This window comes from Commensalibacter sp. W6292M3, from assembly GCF_016101315.1.
In the GTDB taxonomy this organism is placed as follows: Bacteria; Pseudomonadota; Alphaproteobacteria; order Acetobacterales; family Acetobacteraceae; genus Commensalibacter; species Commensalibacter melissae.
Genome location: NZ_JACFQT010000001.1, coordinates 1124846 through 1145300 on the forward strand (window position 1 = coordinate 1124846; position 20455 = coordinate 1145300).

A 20455-nucleotide genomic window follows, 5' to 3' on the forward strand; every position below is an offset into this window, starting at 1 on the left:
CCGATTGCCAATAGAATTTATCTAATTCATTAAAGGATAAACAAATGTCTCAAAATACCCCTCCCATTGATCCAAAACTGCTTTCAATCCTTGTCTGTCCTGTGACAAAAGGCCCTCTTATTTATGATCGTGAAGCTGATGAACTGATCAGTTGCAATGCAGGTCTGGCTTATCCAATTAGGGATGGCATACCAATAATGCTTGCCAATGAAGCAAGAACATTAAGCGATGATGAAATCTCAAACTATAAGAAACAAAAATAATATCGTTAAAAGCATTTCATGAGGAAAAGATATCATGACCTCTGCAAAAATCATTACAAAGCGCCTTTAATGTAAATTGAATGATGGAAGGGCAAGATTTTTTAGCCTCTTCCAGCAGTGGATTTAACAAGGAATCAAAATCAACATGAATATCACAGGCATTCGGCAATTTTTTATGTTTGCCGTTGGCCTGTCTTACAGACTGAATCTTAAAAAAATAAAATATTTCTTTTAAAGCATGTTCCAAGGCTTTTTCGGTATTGGGATGTAATTTTTGACCATAAGCCTCCATTGCTCTTGCCACGAAAATACTATCACTTTGCAAACGTCGCAAAATTGGAAATAATTGCACAAGCACAGGATCCGTTTCTTCCAAAACACAGGTAGGCCGTTCTTTACGTGCTTCATCTATATCACTGGCCAATTCGCGAAGTTCTGTAATGATTTCATCATTTTTGACTTCAACAGCATCCCATGAAATTCCTTCAATCAATACAGCGTGCAATAATTTATATAATTTACTAAAAGCTTCCTTGGCATGTAAAAAGGCATGATATCTAGCCTGAGGTCTCAATATACAATAACTAACCAATAAAGAGGCCAATACACCTACAACAATAGAAAAGATACGATCAAAAGGTCTTTCAAAAATCCCTCCGGGTGAAGGGAATAGAAAAACGACTGCAAGTGTCACAACTCCAAGCCTCATAGTGGGACGCCATGAAACGAACATAACCATCGGAATCATTACGATTGTAAATACTATAATCGGTGACCAGCCACAATAAATCTGCAAGGCAATGGCTATGATCCCTGCAATTCCACCAATCAGAGAACCAATAATTTGATCACGACTGGTCTGAAGAGTTTGAGCGATACGACTTTGCGTCACGATAACAGCTGTAATTAAAGCCCAATAAGGTTCGTTCAATTTACATAGATGTGCAAGTAGACTTGCTGTTGCTACAGATAATAATAACCGAACACTTTGAATAACAGCGGGATATAAATTCAGCCTTTTAATTCCAAACCTCATTTATACCTTGCTCGATTAACCGTAAATCCTGGAATTCATAATCAGAATTATCGTTTATGATCGCTTTTGTTTCTTTCGGAAACGAACGGGACTGCAACCCAATGCATAACGGAACCGCTTTGAACCAGTAAAAGCATTGAAGTGGGATTTCTGTTTTCTTTTTTTACACTTGTGATTGCCTGTTGAAGCATATCAACATCATTTACAGTTTTAGTATTTGTTCCCACAATTACATCTCCAGGCTTTAAACGCTGCATCAAATTTTTCTCTTTATGATGTACGGTGGTCACTACAACGCCCTGCTGTTTTTCTGCCAGATTATATTTCTGCCTTAGTAAATTCGTTATCGTACTGACCGTAATATTCAGATCTTTAATTACTAATACCCTTGCCTTTTCATCCTGAATATCACTCTCCTTACTTTCCTCATTTTCTTCAAGATTTTGTATCTCTATGGGTAAATCAACAACCTTTCCCCGTCTTATAACTGTTAAATTAATTTGTGAATGAATGGGAGCGGCAGCAACCATCCTTGGCATTGTGTGGGCTGTAACAACCTGGCTATTTATTTTTTCTATGATATCGCCAGATTTTAATCCAGCTTTATCAGCAGGGCTACCCTTCTCAATTTTTACAACCAAGGCTCCCTGAAACGGTTTTACATTCAGGCTACTCGCTATACTTTCATTAATTTCCTGAATACGAACACCAATCCATCCACGAGTCACCTTGCCGTTTACACGAAGCTGATTGATAATATCCCTTGCCTCATTGGCAGGTATGGCGAAAGCAATGCCTATTGACCCTCCAGAAGGTGAAAAAATAGCTGTATTAATGCCTATGACCTCTCCTTTAATGTTAAATAAGGGACCTCCGGAATTTCCCTTGTTGATTGGGGCATCTGTCTGAATAAAATCGTCATATGGCCCCTGCTCTATATCCCTTCCCCTTGACGAAATAATACCGAATGTCACGGTTCCAGATAAACCATATGGGTTACCAATCGCCAAAACCCAGTCACCTATCCTTGAATAATCACTATTGCCAAAATGCGCAATGGTTAATGGTTCCTTCACATTAATCTTAAGTAAGGCAATATCTGTTCTTTCGTCATATCCCTTCAATACCGCTTTAACCGTCCGATTATCCTGTAAAGTTATCAAAATCTGGTCGGCATCTTTAATAACATGATAATTTGTAACGATAAGGCCTGATGAATCAATAATGAAACCAGAACCCAAAGCCTGAAGATGATCCATACCGTCATCAGGACCACTCTTGCCATTCATATAGTTTTGAAAGAATTTTTCGAAAGGGGAATCTGGATCAGAAGCGGTATCCTCCGTATTGTCATCATCTTCATCATCATGCTGCCCCGGTTTAAGAACTCGACTGGTTGAGATATTAACCACCGTCGGCAATAATTTTTCGGCAACATTTGCAAAACTACCAGAAGAACATCGAGAACTAAATTTATCTGGCCAAGTTAAACGACCTATAAAAGGTAAATTAACAGCAGGTTGAGCTTGCAACCGATGAGTTGAAACCAAACCGAATATCCCCATGGTAAGGATCAAACAACGTGTCAAATCCCCTTGAAAAAGATTTTTTGACATACTTATTCTTTGTTCATTAAAAATAATAACAGCATTATTACAGGTTACTTCATGCGCAAACTTATCTCTTTTCTAAAAATCATGCAGAGATCAAATAACTGAATTAATTTAACCATAAAATTCATTAAAATAAATATAAATCTATCTAAAATCATGATTTTATGGTTACACTGTTTTAAAATTCTAACATCTTAGACATGAATTCATGATAAGCTTATTTCTGAATAAATCCTGATTTTTGAAATTATTGAACTTTAATAATATTATTGGGATCTTAGATTGATATTTCTTAATCGTTGTCTTTTTTTATCAAGATATAAAGACAGGAGATAAAGAATATATATTGCGATACAATTTATACCTAACTGCAAAAATACTGATTGTCCCCAGCTAACGAACATCAAACGCCCCCATAGATCAAAAACCGTACTCAAGGAAAAAACCTCCAGCGAGTGTCGACCATATAAGGCCAAAAGCTGTCCAACTTTATTTTCGGAAAATTGTTTGGTCCATTTTGAAGATTGAACAAGGTAAAATATTGCGATAACGTCCATCAATCGCAATGGTGAAAGATAAGCCTTTGCAGGAGTATGCAGTTCTATCAATCTCAAATCGGGTAATCCCCAATATCCCCATGGAAACGCTTCTAGGAAAGAAAAGATTAAATAAGCGATAGCAAGTCCCTGTAACCATACAAAATATGGAAAATCACCTTCATGCTTACCTGCAAGAATAGAACCATAAATCCCAAGCGTGAATAAAAACTGCCATGCTAAAGGATTAAAAAACCAACCATCAGGATCAAGCCAGTTAGGAAAATTGAACCATGGATCAAGATTAACCCAACCCCATAGCAAAAAACTTATTCCCAACGCCAACCACCAACGATATTTCATGATTAAATAAAGTATGGGAAAAAAGGCGAGTAAAATGATATAGAGTGGCAAAATATTCAGATTACTTGGCAATGCATCCAGAAGTAACAACCGCCAGAATACTCTTAAGATACTGTGACCATGCGCCAATTCAGGCTCTAAAAAATCAACTGGCAGTATCCATATCCGACGCCACTGATAGATGCTGAATAATGTAATTAATACCAAGCCTATCTGAAAAAGATAAATTTTCCAGCAACGTGCAAAAATCCTTTTACAAATTTTCCAAAACCCATCAAGCGGAATCCTTCTTCCATATGCAAGCCAGGAAGCATATCCAGCTAATAATACGAAAATTTCTGCTGCATCGGCAAACCCTACATTCCGCATGGTAAAACGATTTAGAAGATTTTCAGGAATATGGTCAATATACATCATGATCAGCGCCAATCCACGCAAAGCATCGATACGATGATCCCTTTTTGATTTTTTTTGCTGTTTGATCAGAACTTTATTCCTTAACGATTCTTTCCAATTTATTCTACATTTTCTTTCTAAATAAAATGAAGAAAATTAGTTTCAGAGCTTCATTACAACTTTACAAATCTGTTATATACTTTTTAAAATAAACTAGATAATTACATTTTTTAATGATTGTTTCTTCAAGGTTTTACATGAATAACCCTATTTCAATTAACCGGCAAAAAGTCAAAGAGGCTTTGAAAGATTTTACGCTCCCATGGTCTCCCCATATTCGGCTGCTAGACACTGATTTGATTGAAACGCTTCATATTGAAAACCAAAAAATACATATAACGTTAAAAGTCCCCAATGTCGATCCCGCTCAAGTGGAACCATTACGGGCAAAAATCGAACACCATTTAAGTCAGCTTAAAGATGTGGAACAAGCCCGTGTTTTTATGAATGCCATTTCTTCCGGCTTACATGATCCAACCATATCAAAACGCTTGGTATTCCCACCCAAACAAACCGGTCATACCAAATCAGATACAACTTCAATAAAAGCAAATAATATAAAAAATGCCAAACCCATTGAAACTCTCAATTCGGTTAAATGTGTCATTGCAATCGCTTCGGGAAAAGGAGGTGTTGGAAAATCCTCAACAACTGTCAATCTTGCGATTGCCTTGTCTCAAAAAGGATTAAAGGTTGGCATCATGGACGCTGATATCTATGGCCCTTCCATTCCACATATGCTTGATCTAAAAGGCAAGGTAGAAGTAAGAGACCACAAACTGATCCCAATGACGGCATGGGGTATTTCAGCAATTTCCATTGGCATGCTGGTTCCCACGAATCAGGCGGTTATATGGCGGGGACCCATGGTAATGGGGGCGGTCAAACAACTGTTGTCAGACGTAAAATGGGGAGAGTTGGATATCATGTTGATTGATATGCCTCCTGGGACGGGTGATGTTCAAATTACCCTTGGCCAATCCATTAAATTAGATGGTGCGATAATGGTTTCCACACCTCAGGATATTGCTTTATTGGATGCCAAAAGAGGTATTTCTCTTTTTCAGAAAACGCGAACCCCTCTATTGGGTATCATTGAAAATATGTCTTATTTTCTTTGCCCTCGTTGTCAGGAAAAAACCTATATATTTGGACAGGATGGTGTTAAAAAAGAAGCTAAAGCTTTGAATATCCCTTTTTTGGGGGAAATACCTATTTTACCTGCGATCCGTACGGCATCAGATGAGGGAATTCCCATAACCGTTCAACAACCTGATAGCCCAGAAAGTCAAGCCTACCATGCTATTGCAGATTTAATTTATCCCGCCATTTGTAAAACAGGACTTGCAAATAGCAAAAATTCCTAAAAACCCTGTCACCCCGAATCTATCTCTCTAAAGAAGATCCAGGACCTGCCAAAACATAACAAACCTTATTTTTTGGCATATACCGACATAAAGGTCCCTGCTTTCCGTTTTTTCCTAAAATTCCAAATTCAAAAATCAACCCCAAAACCAAAACGAAAGTACAGGCAATATACCAAGGGCATAAAGTGGCAAATTCGATTTTTTGATTTGGATCTAGAGGTTTAATGTCAGAATCAAGATTTGAAGGTTGGGTAAAAAAACTTTCTCCCATTGATTCAGATGATGAATGAACGGATTTTCCAGGTAATTCATACTCATATTCATCGACATGAAGATTCTTTTTATCTTTATAATCCATAATGAAATTTTCAACTACTTTCATATTTATAATCAAATATTTAGCATAGTTCATTTTTTCTTTGTATAAAAAGTCTCATGTAGATACTGATTATCCGCATCCAGATTACGTCCAAAAGGAAGAAACCACATCGCTGCAACAATGCCGATAAATAAAATGATAATACCAGCAACATATAAAAGTTTTTCCATTTTCAATCTTTCCAAGAGATTTTATATACACATTAACTCTAGGATTTGTAATGATCCAGAATCTGCATCATTTCTGTCCATTCACGTTTGCTTAATCCACTGTCAGCTTGATCAACAGATTGTCCATTTAACAACTTGCCAATAACATTCATCATGGTCGAGGAAAATGTTACAGCCCCTTTGCGATAATCTTCAAATGCCTCACAAGCCAGAGGAACCCATGCCCGAACCGTTTTCAGCATTACTTCGGCATAAACACGGATTTCATATTGTGCATGCGAGTCAATTCTTAGCTGCAAGAAATGAAATAAATTATGTAAGTTAACCTTCCAGTACCATTGACTATAACTGTTCAAGGTCAAGTTCATTCTGGCAAGCTCACGAGCCAGCCCAAAACCATTTTCTTCAGGAGTACGAAGCATTTTTTCATAATCATCATAGCATTTTTGCGCATCATTACGTAAAAGCGATAGAACTGCCTCTGATTGGTCAGCAGAAAGAACTTCTCCACGACCTTGATGATTAACCTTACTTTGCATTGCCAATACGCGAGGTTCGGGAATATAGAATTCTCTATCCATTATTGAATATCGGGCCGAATATTCATTTACGCTGGCCGTACGATGACGAATCCATTGTCGTGCTACAAAAATTGGTAATTTAACATGAAACTTAATTTCACACATTTCAAAAGGGGTTGTGTGATAATGACGCATTAAATATCGAATCAAACCACGGTCTTCCGATACTTTTTTTGTACCGGTTCCATATGAAACTCGGGCTGCCTGAACAATTGCAGAATCATTACCCATATAATCGACAACCCTGACAAATCCATGATCCAGTACAGGAAAAGCTTGATAAAGCATTTCTTCCAAACCTGGTGAAATTGGCCGTTTTGTATAAAGTTGCTGACTTGACTGCGCTTTAATATCTGCCTGTTGTTCTTCTGTAAGTGCCATAATAATCTATTTACTCATTTTAAGTACGACTAAGAAATTATTTATAAACCAGTATAAAACTATTTTCCTAAAATATATGATTTTAATGGTTTTTAACAGTCATGATTTGCATATTCCCCTCGTTAGCTATTTAAAAAAAATCAAGAAAACCGCTTTTAAACAAATCATTAACTTTCACACCCTGTCCAAAATCAGCTGATATTTTTCATTTCATTATGTGGATCCCTAAAGATTTTGGCAAACTCTAACAAAAATGATAATCAAGAGTAAAATTTTTTCCCTGTTGGAAAGATTCAAGATTAATAAATTTTATCGATCATATCCGTTCTGGAAAGATTAGATTTGTATTCTCTCTCCCTTAGGAATTGCTCTTTTAAACCGGGATCTATAATAAATAGTTCTCCGGATTTTAAAATTAATCGATTATATAAAATATCCATATCAAAATTTTAATGACTGATTATCATCATATGAAAAATCAACCGTAATTGAATGATAGCCTGTTTTATATAAAAATTGGCTATACTTCCCAAAATAATTCTTGTACCGTTTCCCATACCCTCTGTTCTCAAATAGTTAATATGAATTTGATACCCTGACTTTTCCGATACTCTGGTCTTGTAAAAATAATCTATCCCGCTTAGCTGATGGGATAAAGATTTAATCCACCAATTTTCAGCATTTATTCTGCCAATATCAAAATTCACATGAACCTTGTATAAAACGGTTTTCTATATTGAAGTTTCCCAGAAACCGTTATCTGAATCCCCTATTTGTTTAACTTTTTTGGAAAACTTTAAGGACAAACGCCTTGGAATATGAATAATGCCTTTTTTCCTGCAATCCGTGTCAGGGCATTATGCGTGTATTCTAATATGACCGGAGCCTCCCCATAACGTATATTATATAAATTCAATCCTATAATAAATAAAAAGCAAAACAAATAGAGAGAAAAATACTTTTTTCAATTTATTCATTTTGCACATCTTGAAAATGTAATTTATGTAAGTTTATTCAATCCAGCCGAATAAATTCATGAATTTATTTTATAAAATCCATTATTAATGCTTAGAATCACTATGAACCTTAATATTCAAATGATCAATTATCTGACTGGCATTATATGAAGTTAGATCTAAAAATGAATAAGGTTTATCCGGATTAACCTCAATTGTAAGCTCATGATCCGGATGATGAATAACATCAATGACAGCATTTCCAGCTTGTTTAGACAATTCCGGAAAATCTCTATCGGGTTTCTGTAAATCCTCAATCCATTCTTGCTTAATCTGATCAACGGATTCATTCTTTTCACGGCTTTTAAGATCAGCCAAATGTTGTATTAATCCATCATCACGAAAATGCATTGTAAAGGATACAATCTTATAATCATTTATCATTGCCATTTCATTATTTGCTGATGGTTTTTCCGGACCTTTTACACGAGCATTAATTTTTACATTCCCAATATTTTTTGCACCAATCTGGAACGGTTCAAGATTCCATTCTTGCAGATCATAATGATACTGCGCGGACAAATTCCCGAACAGATTTAGTTGATCATAACCATATTGCTTTAAAGCGTACAGTCTTGGATCACTATCGGTTTGTAATTGTAAGTTATCGAATTTATTACCTCTAAACAAACGGTTTTTTCCATCTTTTTCTGTCGAAATTTGCATGTCACCAAGCTGGTATCGTGCAGCATCAATTTTTAATTCGACATTTTTAATATGAAAAAGTTTAGGTTCGTCACTTGCAAATTCAAACGTTTTTCCATTTTCAATATTTTGGAAAAATTTAGCAAAACTCAAATCCTTAATCTGAAGTGATTGAATATTGAAATAATTGTCCCGATTGTTAACTTTATCATAATAACGGAAATCATTCAAAGTTTGGTCGGATTTTCGATCTAATCCATAATTTTTGATTTGATATTGAGCTATTGCTATCTTTTCCGATCCAGAAGATAATTTCATTGTAATATTCTTCAGATTTAACAAATCAAATTTTGCCTTTGAAAAATAAACACTCTTGATTTTTCCAGATGCATCGATGTCAAGCAAATCCTTTCTGGGAACAAAATTGTTTAAATCAATATGATCAACGTGAATCTGCCCGTTATTCATCATCAAGTCACTATCAATTTTTGTCTCAAAATTATCAATTGTAGCGCTCATCAATCCATTACGTGAACCAGATTTGATGTTCAATTTATCCATTGTATATAATTGCCCAGACTGGCCTTTGATCTTCACTTTTTCCAAAATGGCACTACGTGTGAATACATTGGTTACACTGCGATCATAAACAATAGAAGAACCCGGAAAGGATTGCTCCAACATTTTAATTCCCGCATCAAGACGATTGTGTAGCTGATGCTGAAGATAGATATATCCACCTCCAAGACTTGAACCTAGTACAAGAATGGCTGCGGTTGTTCCAAAGATTACTGATTTTTTCATTGCTTATTTCCTGTTAAGATTATTACGGAAAATTATAAAGAAATAATAAGTAAAAACAATTGGAAATTAATTACGGTTACCCAGAAATTTAATTTGGATCAAAAAAAATTAATTTCCCCTTTTTTTATTAGTGAAATATTATTATATTAAAATTGTTGGTTTACCCAACTATGGCAATAAACGGTATATGAAATAGGCGTAGTGGACCCGGGGGCGGTACCCGGCGTCTCCACCATAAAGCTTATGGGGACGAAACAGGATCGACACGCGTAGTAAAGATATATTTTTTGCTCGGTATTGTACCACCGTTATCGGACTGTTTTTTACAAATGCCAACGATAATTTCGAGGCACACGCTATCGCGGCCTAATAAGCCAATGTGACAAGCGCGGCTTGAAGGGTGCCGGGCAACAGAAACCCTTCACTTTAGATTATTGATTTTATAGTTAAAGTTTAGACAATGACCAATTCAGATAATTCAGGTTCTAACGAAAACCCTCCTTCCCTTTTACCATATAATGAATGGATTGAAGCTGCCTATCGTGAGGTCATGTTAAAAGCTCTGGAATCAGTTGCAAAAGATGGACTGCCTGGGAGTCATAATTTCTATATCCAGTTTAAAACCGACTATCCTGATGTGATTATTCCACCCCAACTTAAAGAAAAATATCCAGAAGAAATGACGATTGTTTTACAACATCAATTTTGGGACCTGAAAATCAACAGAATTAAACAGCAAATGTCTGTTGGTCTTTCATTTGGCGGAGTTGGGAGTATATTGGTTATTCCATTCGGATCTATTATTGGGTTTGCAGATCCGTTTGTTAATCTAGCATTTAATTTTCAGCCTATTCCTTCTGGTCTAATCATGATTCAATCTGAAGAAAAGACACCTGTTCAAACACTCCGTACAGTTACAAATAATATGGAAGAATTAAAAGATGCTAAACCTTCTAAGGAAAGTAACGCATCGAAAGAGAAATCACAGGTTATAAGTTTAGATGCTTTTAGAAAAAAAACCGATTAAATTTTATAATATAATATCAAATGATAAATAGTTTAACAAAACCAAAAGTTTAATTGGTAATAAACCGTATTGTGCTATAAAAAATATTAATCATTTTTTTAACAGTTAAAATATAACTTTTGTTAAAGATAGATTAATTACAACATAAAGCGACTTATGAAACTAATAGATTTTCCAGATTATAAAAAATATCATAGTTGATTAGACTATTAATCCTACTATCATGCTTCGTAGTTTCTAATATAATTTAAATATTTAAACTATATTCCTTCACAATAACAAATAAACTGCAAGTCTTTATATTCATTATAAATTTATTATTATATAGAATTTTATTGTATAATATTCATTGACTCCCAATCATTTTAATATAAAAAAATTATTTTTAATCTATAAATATTTTAAACATGTTAATAATCATAAAGAATTTTTGGAATATTTTATTAATAGCCTTAATGGGTTTATTTATTTTTATTCTATTCTTTCATATCAACCAAATCCCTTTTGCCAGTTCCGATGAGAGCCGACACGGCGTCAGTGCTTTGGAAATGATCTACAATCATAATTATATTATAAACAGTTGGGCTGGCCAACCCGACATGTGGAATTTAAAACCTATTTTAAGTTTTCTGCCAACTTGTCTAATGATTTTACTTTTTGGCAAATCAATTCTAGCAATCCGTCTTTTTTCTCTTTTATGTGCAATATTTTTATGTAATCTTGTCTGTTATTATACAATTAAAAAATATAATATTTACACAGCCATTCTTTTTATTTCACTTCTATTTACAACCTCACTTTTAATTCGTAACCATGCTTTCAGAAGCGGCGACATTGATTCATTTTTTATCCTTTGTCAAATTACCGCAACATTATCATTAGCAACAAAGTATGATCATTTTCATATTACTCTGGCCGCTTTTTTTTCATCGTTAGCTTTTCTAGCAAAAAGTTGGCATGCTCTTTTCCTGGGCTTACCCTTTTTAATTTCCTATGGTTATCTAATTAAAAGCCATCGGTTCAATATAAAAGCTATTTTATATCCTGTCATTTGTTTTAGTTTGCCCATATTAATATGGCTTGGCATACGTTATCAATATGATGGTTTTGCTTTTATCAAAGAAATGGTGCGTTATGATTTAATAAAACGCTCCTCCCATATGATTGAAAATCATATTCATGGCTGGAATTATTTTATAAAAATTTTATTCAATAATTTTGGCCTCATTTTTTTAACATTTATATTTTCCATATTTTATAGTTACAAATATAGGAAAAAACATTTTTTAACTTATGATATCATCATTTATTTATCAGCCATTTTGAGCAGTCTGCTGATTTACAGTATGGCTAAAACAAAACTTTACCATTATGGCTATACGCATATTATATTAATCTGTCTGGTCACAAGTATTTTGATTGGTCGAGACATTAATAAATATACCCGATATTTTATTATTATTCTAAGTTTTATAGCATTTATTTTCGCATTTACCAATCTACATAAAATCTCTTCAATACATTTGCCAGACTATTATTATCAACTACAAAAAAATGCCTATCCAAAATATAATACCTTATATGTACCACAACATATAGAACAGAATGAACGTTTAGCCATCATGGTATTTGGCAATTTCAATTATGATAAAATCAAATATGGAAAACCCATATCAAAAGCACTGGTTTTTTATCGTGATCAAGGCAATGACAATTCCGATATCAATCGATGTCATCCCGTAACTGAAAAAGTAACAGAATTAAAAAATAAACATGATCAGAACGAAATATCTTTATTTTCTTGTAAAAATTTATAAATTAACATTTTAACACTCATTCAAACCCTATATTTTCTAACGAAATAATTGATTATGAATAAAACCCCGCTTTTTATAATGATGACTGAATAATTATGTTTTTATTAACAAGAAAAAATTTTTTTATTATTCTATTGTTTATACTTCTTGCAGTTTTCTATTGCACCCTTTTCTATCACATAAATCTTACCCATTTCGATAGCTGGGACGAAAGCCGTCATGCAGTCAGTTCAATTGAAATGAATATCAATAAAAACTGGATTATCAACACATGGATGAATAAAACTGATATGTGGAATTTAAAGCCCATACTCAGCTTTTTACCAACTTGTATTATCATTTCTTTATTTGGAAAATCCATTTTAACGGTACGATTATTTTCAATAGTCTCAACAATACTGCTTTGCAGTATTGTCTGTTATTACACATATAAAAAATATAATATAATCAGCTCCATTCTTTTTTTATCCCTATTATTTACTGCATCCCTGATAATCAAAACCCACGGTTTCCGTTCTGGAGACGCGGATGCTTTTTATATATTTTGCCAAGTTATGGTTGTAATCGCCCTAGCAAGTAAAAATGATACCCGACATATTACACTTGCGGCTTTTTTTTCTGCCTTGGCTTTTTTAACAAAAAGCTGGCATGCTCTTTTTATGGCTATTCCCTATTTTATTGCTTACAGTTATTTATTCAAAAACAAACAGCTTTCAATAAAATCATTTACCTTTCCCATAATCGTTTTTTTTTCACCTATTTTAATCTGGCTAGCATTACGTTATCCCTATGACAAGTTCGATTTTATCAAGGAAATGTACCGCTATGACCTTATAGCCAGAGCCTCTGACCGTATTACAGGTCATTACCATTCCATCTGGTATTTCTTTAATCAGCTTGTGGATCATTTTAGTCTGATCACCATAATTTTCATTTTCGCCTTGATTTATTCTTTTTCATTTAGAAAATGGAAAATGTTTTCATATGATATTTTAATTATTCTTTCTGCAATCCTGTCAAGTTTTCTGATCTTCAGTCTCGCCAAAACAAGACTGGCCCATTACAGTTATACCCATATAATTTTGATCTGTATCATCAGTGCCATTTTAATTGGGCGTGATGTTAATTATTATACAAAATTACTAACCTTATTATTAGCAATCATTGCATTAATCTATAATATGAGTACCTTGCATCAATTTTCGAAAAATAAGTTACCTGCCTATTACGATCAATTACAAAAAAACGCTTTCCCTCTAACCAGCGCCATTTTCACGCCACATGAGATAACACAGGCGGAAAGATTATCCTTTATGGTTATGGGTAATTTTAATAATGATACGATTAAACAAGGGAAACCAGTAAAGAATTCATTGGCTTATTATCGCGTTGGAGCAAAAGATAATCCCGATGTGACAGGATGCCGTATTTTAACTGAAGAAAAAACATTAAATGATATACGTTATGAAGACGATACAGTTCGTTTGTACACTTGCCAAGAAAACCAATAATTCTTATCTCTTGATCTTTCTAACCGATATATACATTTAACAAATGTATATTCTCAACATTTTTTAATGACCCAACCATAATAATCCATGACTGATCTTACTGCAGATTTTGATTTCAAGCTTCCTGAACATTGCATTGCCCAGCATCCGGCCCGTCCCAGAGAGGCTGCCAAACTTCTTTACATTCCATCAAAATCGGGAAAATTTCAGGATAAAACAATACGGGATTTACCCTGTTATTTTCAAAAAGGTGATATCTTGATTGCCAATGATACAAAGGTCATTCCCGCCAAATTATTCGCACAAAGGGGTATGGCTCACATTGGCATTACACTTGATCGACCGATGGGAGATGGTACTTGGCATGTATTGATCAAAAACAGTAAACGTTTAAAGAAACAAGACCGCCTTGATTTTCCAGATAAAAAATGTTTTGCCACAGTGGTAAAACTTGAAACAGGTGGTGGTGCGTTTATCCGTTTTAATCTTGAGGGTAATGAATTTGATAAATGGCTTAATACATCTGGTCAATTGGCGCTACCTCCCTATATTCGTCGTCCCTATGGACCAACTGAAAGGGATGAGCTGGATTATTACACAATATTTTCACAAAATCCTGGTGCAGTTGCCGCTCCTACAGCCGGATTGCATTTTACAGAAGAATTATTAACCCAGCTTGATCATAAAGGTGTTGAACGGCTGGCCCTTACTCTACATGTGGGTGCTGGAACATTTTTACCAGTGCGAAGTGAAAACATCAATGATCACCATATGCATGCAGAATATGGCGTGCTCAGTCCAGAAAACGCTGAACGATTGAATCAAGCTAAAGTTGAAAAAAGACGTATTATCGCGGTGGGAACAACAACCTTGCGATTATTGGAAAGTGCAATTGATCGACAAGGAATATTTCACCCTTTTCAACAGGAAACATCCATTTTTATACGTCCAGGTCATCAATTCAGATCCATCGATATCTTGATGACTAATTTTCATTTACCCAGATCCACATTATTTATGCTGGTTTGCGCTTTTGGTGGAACAGAAAAAATGCGTCAAGCCTATGAACATGCTATTCGAAACAATTATCGTTTTTATTCTTACGGGGATGCTTGTGTTATCGAAAAAGAATTTTTATAATAAACAAAGTATTTTAATTTCCAGGGTTATAACAACCCTGTCATTTTAAATAAATGAAAGATTTTCAGATTTCATGCAAGATAAATTATCAAAGGGATTTTTCTGGGAGAAATTAAGAAACTGATTCTGTTTTTTCTGGATAGAACCAACAACAACCATATCTTCTGCAATACTTTGATTTATTACTGAATGAATATTGACTATATTAAATACCTATCTCTAAATACAATATTTATCAATTATAATGTTAAAATATTCAGGTTTTTCGAAAACTTGTAAGAATTTCAAAGAATATAATCACTTTATTTATCATTTTATTAATGATCACTATCCCCCAGATTATGATAAATTTTCAATATCCATGATAATTAGATAATTTTTTAATCTTCCTTTTCATAAAATAAATTTATATAACATCAATAAATTGACCTTTTTTAATTTGACACATCAATCATGACATCGTTAAAATTCCATTGGACACAACAAGCTCAAGATCATAAAGCCCGTGCGGGAATATTACATACCGCTCATGGCGACGTAATCACGCCAACCTTCATGCCTGTAGGAACAGTGGGAACAGTCAAAGCCATGACCATGGATGCTGTCCGTTCAACCGGAGCGGGAATAGTATTGGGAAACACCTATCATCTGATGCTTCGTCCAGGGGCGGAACTGATTCATGAACTGGGTGGATTACACAAATTTATGGATTGGTCTGGACCTATTTTAACGGATTCTGGCGGGTTTCAGGTTATGTCTCTGGGGGCCTTGCGTAAACTGAACGAGGAAGGTGTTACCTTTCGTTCTCATATTGACGGATCCACATATAAATTGACACCAGAATCCTCGACGGATATTCAATATCTGCTTGATGCCACCATAACCATGTGTTTTGATGAATGTCCTGCACTTCCAGCCAGTCATGATACCATTGCCAGCTCAATGCGTATGTCCATGCGTTGGGCGGAACGATCAAGAAAACGCTTCAAGACAAGACCTGGTTATGCTCAATTCGGCATTGTTCAGGGAGGTATTGAACCCGATTTAAGGATTGAAAGCGCGGAGGCATTAAACAAAATAGGATTTGAAGGTTATGCAATTGGCGGACTTGCTGTTGGTGAACCCCAAGAACAAATGTTTGAAACCCTTGATGTGACTGTTCCCTATCTTCCATCAGACAAACCTCGTTATCTAATGGGTGTGGGAACGCCACAGGATATGTTGGGATCAGTTATGCGGGGGATTGACATGTTCGATTGTGTCATGCCAACAAGAGCGGGAAGAACCGGTCGTGCCTATACAAGCCGTGGAACACTTAATATGAAAAACGCCTGTCACATTCATGATCGGCGACCTATTGATCCAGAATGTGATTGCCTCGCCTGTTCAAAACACAGTCGTGCCTATATCCATCATCTTTTCCGCAGCAAGGAAATCCTTGGAGCAATGTTGCTAACCTGGCATAATCTTGCCTATTACCAAAGGCTAATGCGAACTATACATAAGGCTATTTTGGATCAAAATTTAGAAGAAAAAGCGACAGAATTGCATAATGACTGGAATAAAGGCGATTGGAAACTGGATGAATGGAATTGATTATAACTACAATAATATAAACTAAAAATATTGCTTAAAGCTTCGTCTTGATACCCCTTGAAGACAAAATTATTGTTTAGATGAAGCACATTCCAAAATAGGTTTAATAATATCCCGCTCCATTTCTTTATAAAGTTTAGTATCAGGAGTAATAAGGGGACACATCGTATCTCTCATAAAGGTATCGTAATCATTTCCGCATCTGCTCAAATTTAATAATTTCTTCAACCTTTTACTAATTTCATCCGAAGCTCTTTTTAAATCATCCTCTGCATGTTCACGTGATACACTGTTTTTTATGGCCTCTTCTTTGCCGGCTAAAGCTTTGGACAATAATTCGATTTTATTATGTTCCTCGAACAATTTTTCAATCAATTCATTATCCCAGAGATAATTTTCAATAGCACGACGAGAGGTCACGAAAATTTCTTGTTTCTGCAATTCTTCAACTTTTTGATCACTGTGATCATCACGGTCAATTAAACGTAGCACTTTACTTTGTTGCTCCAAAACCAAAGAAAGTATTTTAAATCCCAAGCTTTCTTGTTGCAGATCCTTGCTGGACCCTCCTGAGATAAAAATTATATGAGGATAATGGTTTTGGAAAATCCTAGTATAAATTTCCGCATCAAAATTAAAGCGACTTTTACCTTCTAAACTCCCTTCACACATGACAATAATTTCGGGAGCCAATTTTGTTTCCAAACCATCCAAAGCAACCGACATGAATTTCTGCCATACCACCCGATCAATCGGCGAAGGTCTTAACGTAACCGCTTGATCAAAGTCATGCTGGTCAAAATCAAGAAAAGCAACACTGCCTAGATCTTTAAGGGAAAGTTCTTTAGCCTTCATCATGACGCCAAGGGAATGTGTCGTAATCCATAATTGCTCTTCACCTTTAATAAGATTATACATCTCTTCAATCACTTTACCCTGTAAATTGGTATGAATATGCACTTCAGGCTCGTCAATAAGAAATAAAGCACCTTGATAATCATCAAGATTAATAATCAAGTCTTAAAGCAAATCAAAGGCGGCTTTTTCCCCACTGGACAGGTTTTTATAATTATAATGATCTACAATTCCTTTTTTGAGGTAAAAGGTACCCTCTTCTAATGGTCATTTAATGTTGTTTAATATCAAATCACTAAATACATTTTGCATTGATTGTTGAAGTTTACCAATTAATTCTCCTCTTAATTTTTTGATTGTTTTATTATCATTTTCTTCCGCATAAACACCGCTCATTGTTAGATGAATTAACTTTGTATAATTTAATGCTACTTTTTCATCATTTGAAATAAAAGAGATAGGGTGTCTTGTAGTAATATCATTTTTCGATATTGAATTAACGTTTATAGATGATTGATTACGATAAGCGGTTTATAATATAAACTCTTAGATGATTCTTTTACACGTTGATTATAATATTCATAATTAATATTTACACTTTCGTCACTATCTTTATTATAATATTCACAATCTTCTCGGATAGGACTACTAATATCATTAAAAACATTTTGCTTTCTAGACATTAAATTATTTTTTCCAAACCACAAGGTAAATAATTTAGCATTAAATGCCTCAAACACTGATGATTTCCCACAACCATTCGGCCCTACCAAAACAACCATTTTTGCAGTTTCTGGAATCCCCTCAATTTTCAAGTCAGTAAAACGCTTGAAATTCCTGATTTGAATGTTTTTAATTTTCATTATCAAATACATAATATAAATAATTCAAATAAATAAACTATTTTATTAAAAATTTAAAATGATAAATAAATGAAACGTTTTATTTAAAAATTATCTTTTTGCAAATAAAAAAACCAGCAATCACTTCATCATGCTGGCTTTTTTGTTCATTGGAAAGAAAACAAAGAAACGGTTAGCTTATAAATTTCATCAACTTTCAATCTTGGACATAAAATAATCCATAACCTGATTGTTTTCCGTCAATTCGGGATGAAAAGAACAAACTAGAATATTGCCCTGTTCCGCCATAACGATTTTTTTATCATATTCCGCCAGGACATTTACATCTTCACCAACTGAAGCAATATAGGGGGCGCGAATAAAAACGGAAGGAATATTTTTTCCTATATTCCCTATATCCAAATCAACTTCAAAACTGTCAATCTGACGACCGAAACCATTACGTGTTACGGCAATGTCGATCAGATTTAAAGGTTTTAATTTCTCTCCACCATCTGTAATAGAGGAACCACACAAAATTAAGCCTGCACAAGTACCAAAAACTGGATTTTTTCTTGCAAAATCACGTATTGGTTCATAAAGTCCAACTTCTTGTATCAAACGGCTGATTGTTGTTGATTCACCACCAGGTATAATCAATCCCTTTACCCGCTTAAGATCTTCTGCTGTTTTGATCTCAATTCCCAAAGCACCCAATCCCTGCAACTGGGCAATATGCTCACTCACTGCTCCTTGTAACGCAAGAACCCCAATTTTTTTATGCATAATGGTTCATATATACCTTTTAAATCAACATTATAAAAATTCCTATAAAGGGGAAATTCAAATTTCCCCTTTCCAAAACCTAATGGGATCTTTCTTGCATTCGTTCATCCATTGATAATTTGCTCATTTCAATACCCTTCATTGGCACACCCAACCCCTTGGATAATTCGGCAATCAATCTGTAATCTTCATAATGAGTTGTTGCCTGAACAATTGCACGGGCAAATTTTTCGGGATTTTCTGATTTGAAGATACCGGATCCAACAAAAACGCCATCAGCACCCAATGACATCATCAAGGCCGCATCCGCAGGTGTTGCCACACCGCCCGCAGCAAAATTTACAACAGGTAATTTGCCAAGTTGTTTAACCTGTTTAACCAATTCGTAAGGTGCACCAAGATCACGTGCATATACCATCAATTCATCGTCTTTCAATCCCATTACATGATGAATTTGTGACTGAACCTTGCGCATATGACGTACAGCTTCAACAATATTACCTGTGCCCGGTTCCCCCTTGGTCCTTAACATAGAGGCACCCTCTCCGATACGGCGCAACGCTTCACCTAAATCACGGCATCCACAAACAAAAGGCACTGTATATTCACTTTTCAGCAAATGATATTCATCATCTGCAGGTGTAAGAACCTCGCTTTCATCAATATAATCAACACCCATCGCTTCAAGTACGCGAGCTTCGGCAATGTGACCAATCCGGGCTTTTGCCATTACAGGAATAGTCACCGCTTTCATAACAGCCTCAACAATAGTTGGATCAGCCATACGAGCCACCCCTCCAGCAGCACGGATATCAGAAGGAACCCGTTCCAGAGCCATCACGGCAACTGCACCCGCTGCTTCTGCTACCTTTGCCTGTTCTGCATTCACAACATCCATAATGACCCCACCCTTTTGCATTTGGGCCATACCACGTTTTACTCTTTCAGATCCTACTTTTTTATTCATTAATATATTCTCCGGTTTAAATTAAGATTATCATGCATAAACATTCAGGGAATTAAAACATCCAATTGGTATGATTCAAACCCATCCAATTTATATATAATCTTTAAATTTATAAGCTCACTTGAAAAGTGCCATGACTAATAACCAATGCCTGATCAACTGGAATTATAAATTTGACAAAAATTGTTCCATTTGTTGGAGGGATAGTAGTAGGATCGTTCGACGCCTTTACAACAAATACAATTGGCAATTTTGCAAGGGATATGTTTTATAATCAAGATCCTAGCTTAATAATATCCAATAA

General features: G+C 35.0%; 19 protein-coding genes and 1 other RNA gene. 8 read left to right on the forward strand and 12 right to left on the reverse strand.

Features of this window, described 5'->3' with window-relative positions; all coding sequences use genetic code 11:
* The first annotated feature begins 44 nt into the window (after positions 1-44).
* Positions 45-263 (forward strand): Trm112 family protein, encoded by a 219-nt coding sequence (locus H3T57_RS05025; RefSeq protein WP_198193387.1) that lies wholly within the window; start codon positions 45-47, stop codon positions 261-263.
* Between the two features lie 16 nt (positions 264-279).
* On the opposite strand, the gene H3T57_RS05030 is transcribed toward H3T57_RS05025, so the two are convergent.
* From H3T57_RS05030 to H3T57_RS05040, 3 genes are all read right to left on the reverse strand, one after another.
* Entirely contained in the window at positions 280-1299 is a 1020-nt protein-coding gene (locus H3T57_RS05030) for an aromatic acid exporter family protein (protein WP_198193388.1), read from the reverse strand.
* Positions 1300-1346: 47 nt separating this feature from the next.
* Entirely contained in the window at positions 1347-2915 is a 1569-nt protein-coding gene (locus tag H3T57_RS05035) for a Do family serine endopeptidase (protein ID WP_230873403.1), read from the reverse strand.
* 263 nt (positions 2916-3178) lie between these two features.
* Positions 3179-4330, reverse strand: coding sequence for an OpgC family protein (locus H3T57_RS05040; protein ID WP_370552875.1), 1152 nt, complete (start codon positions 4328-4330; stop codon positions 3179-3181).
* A 134-nt stretch (positions 4331-4464) separates the two neighbouring features.
* Between H3T57_RS05040 and H3T57_RS05045 the strand changes: the two genes are divergently transcribed.
* The gene (locus tag H3T57_RS05045; RefSeq protein WP_198193389.1) at positions 4465-5634 is read left to right on the forward strand and encodes an Mrp/NBP35 family ATP-binding protein; all 1170 of its coding nucleotides are present in this window, start codon (positions 4465-4467) and stop codon (positions 5632-5634) included.
* A 19-nt stretch (positions 5635-5653) separates the two neighbouring features.
* Here the strand turns inward: H3T57_RS05045 and H3T57_RS05050 are convergent, their stop codons facing one another.
* The 5 genes from H3T57_RS05050 to H3T57_RS05070 all read right to left on the reverse strand — a co-directional run bounded on the left by H3T57_RS05050 (position 5654) and on the right by H3T57_RS05070 (position 9610).
* Positions 5654-6016: a hypothetical protein gene (locus H3T57_RS05050; RefSeq protein ID WP_198195198.1), complete on the reverse strand. Its 363-nt coding sequence runs from the start codon at positions 6014-6016 to the stop codon at positions 5654-5656.
* A 26-nt stretch (positions 6017-6042) separates the two neighbouring features.
* Positions 6043-6183: a hypothetical protein gene (locus H3T57_RS05055; RefSeq protein WP_155565153.1), complete on the reverse strand. Its 141-nt coding sequence runs from the start codon at positions 6181-6183 to the stop codon at positions 6043-6045.
* 38 nt (positions 6184-6221) lie between these two features.
* The gene (gene thyX, locus H3T57_RS05060) at positions 6222-7145 is read right to left on the reverse strand and encodes an FAD-dependent thymidylate synthase (RefSeq protein WP_155565152.1); all 924 of its coding nucleotides are present in this window, start codon (positions 7143-7145) and stop codon (positions 6222-6224) included.
* Positions 7146-7594: 449 nt separating this feature from the next.
* Positions 7595-7852 carry a hypothetical protein gene (locus tag H3T57_RS05065; RefSeq protein ID WP_198193391.1) on the reverse strand — a complete coding sequence of 86 codons (258 nt, stop codon included), beginning with the start codon at positions 7850-7852 and terminating at the stop codon, positions 7595-7597.
* A gap of 354 nt (positions 7853-8206) precedes the next feature.
* Positions 8207-9610 (reverse strand): hypothetical protein, encoded by a 1404-nt coding sequence (locus tag H3T57_RS05070; RefSeq protein ID WP_198193392.1) that lies wholly within the window; start codon positions 9608-9610, stop codon positions 8207-8209.
* A gap of 115 nt (positions 9611-9725) precedes the next feature.
* On the opposite strand from H3T57_RS05070, the gene ssrA reads away from it, so the two are divergent.
* The 6 genes from ssrA (at position 9726) to tgt (ending at position 16701) form a co-directional block, all read left to right on the forward strand.
* Positions 9726-10036: a transfer-messenger RNA gene (ssrA, locus tag H3T57_RS05075) on the forward strand.
* Between the two features lie 34 nt (positions 10037-10070).
* A complete protein-coding gene (locus H3T57_RS05080; protein WP_198193393.1) occupies positions 10071-10637 on the forward strand; it encodes an SspB family protein in 567 nt (188 codons plus the stop codon).
* A gap of 455 nt (positions 10638-11092) precedes the next feature.
* A complete protein-coding gene (locus tag H3T57_RS05085; RefSeq protein WP_198193394.1) occupies positions 11093-12454 on the forward strand; it encodes a glycosyltransferase family 39 protein in 1362 nt (453 codons plus the stop codon).
* Positions 12455-12549: 95 nt separating this feature from the next.
* Positions 12550-13965, forward strand: a complete 1416-nt coding sequence (locus H3T57_RS05090) for a glycosyltransferase family 39 protein (protein ID WP_198193395.1) — start codon at positions 12550-12552, stop codon at positions 13963-13965.
* 87 nt (positions 13966-14052) lie between these two features.
* Positions 14053-15105: a tRNA preQ1(34) S-adenosylmethionine ribosyltransferase-isomerase QueA gene (gene queA / locus H3T57_RS05095; protein WP_198193396.1), complete on the forward strand. Its 1053-nt coding sequence runs from the start codon at positions 14053-14055 to the stop codon at positions 15103-15105.
* Positions 15106-15558: 453 nt separating this feature from the next.
* Positions 15559-16701: a tRNA guanosine(34) transglycosylase Tgt gene (gene tgt, locus H3T57_RS05100; protein WP_198193397.1), complete on the forward strand. Its 1143-nt coding sequence runs from the start codon at positions 15559-15561 to the stop codon at positions 16699-16701.
* A gap of 69 nt (positions 16702-16770) precedes the next feature.
* Here tgt and H3T57_RS05105 read toward each other — a convergent pair whose 3' ends face one another.
* From H3T57_RS05105 to pdxS, 4 genes are all read right to left on the reverse strand, one after another.
* Positions 16771-17718: an AAA family ATPase gene (locus H3T57_RS05105; RefSeq protein WP_198193398.1), complete on the reverse strand. Its 948-nt coding sequence runs from the start codon at positions 17716-17718 to the stop codon at positions 16771-16773.
* Between the two features lie 341 nt (positions 17719-18059).
* Positions 18060-18419 carry an AAA family ATPase gene (locus H3T57_RS05110; RefSeq protein WP_198193399.1) on the reverse strand — a complete coding sequence of 120 codons (360 nt, stop codon included), beginning with the start codon at positions 18417-18419 and terminating at the stop codon, positions 18060-18062.
* Positions 18420-18608: 189 nt separating this feature from the next.
* The gene (pdxT, locus tag H3T57_RS05115) at positions 18609-19184 is read right to left on the reverse strand and encodes a pyridoxal 5'-phosphate synthase glutaminase subunit PdxT (RefSeq protein ID WP_198193400.1); all 576 of its coding nucleotides are present in this window, start codon (positions 19182-19184) and stop codon (positions 18609-18611) included.
* 79 nt (positions 19185-19263) lie between these two features.
* Entirely contained in the window at positions 19264-20151 is an 888-nt protein-coding gene (pdxS, locus tag H3T57_RS05120; protein ID WP_122123282.1) for a pyridoxal 5'-phosphate synthase lyase subunit PdxS, read from the reverse strand.
* Between the last annotated feature and the right edge of the window lie 304 nt (positions 20152-20455).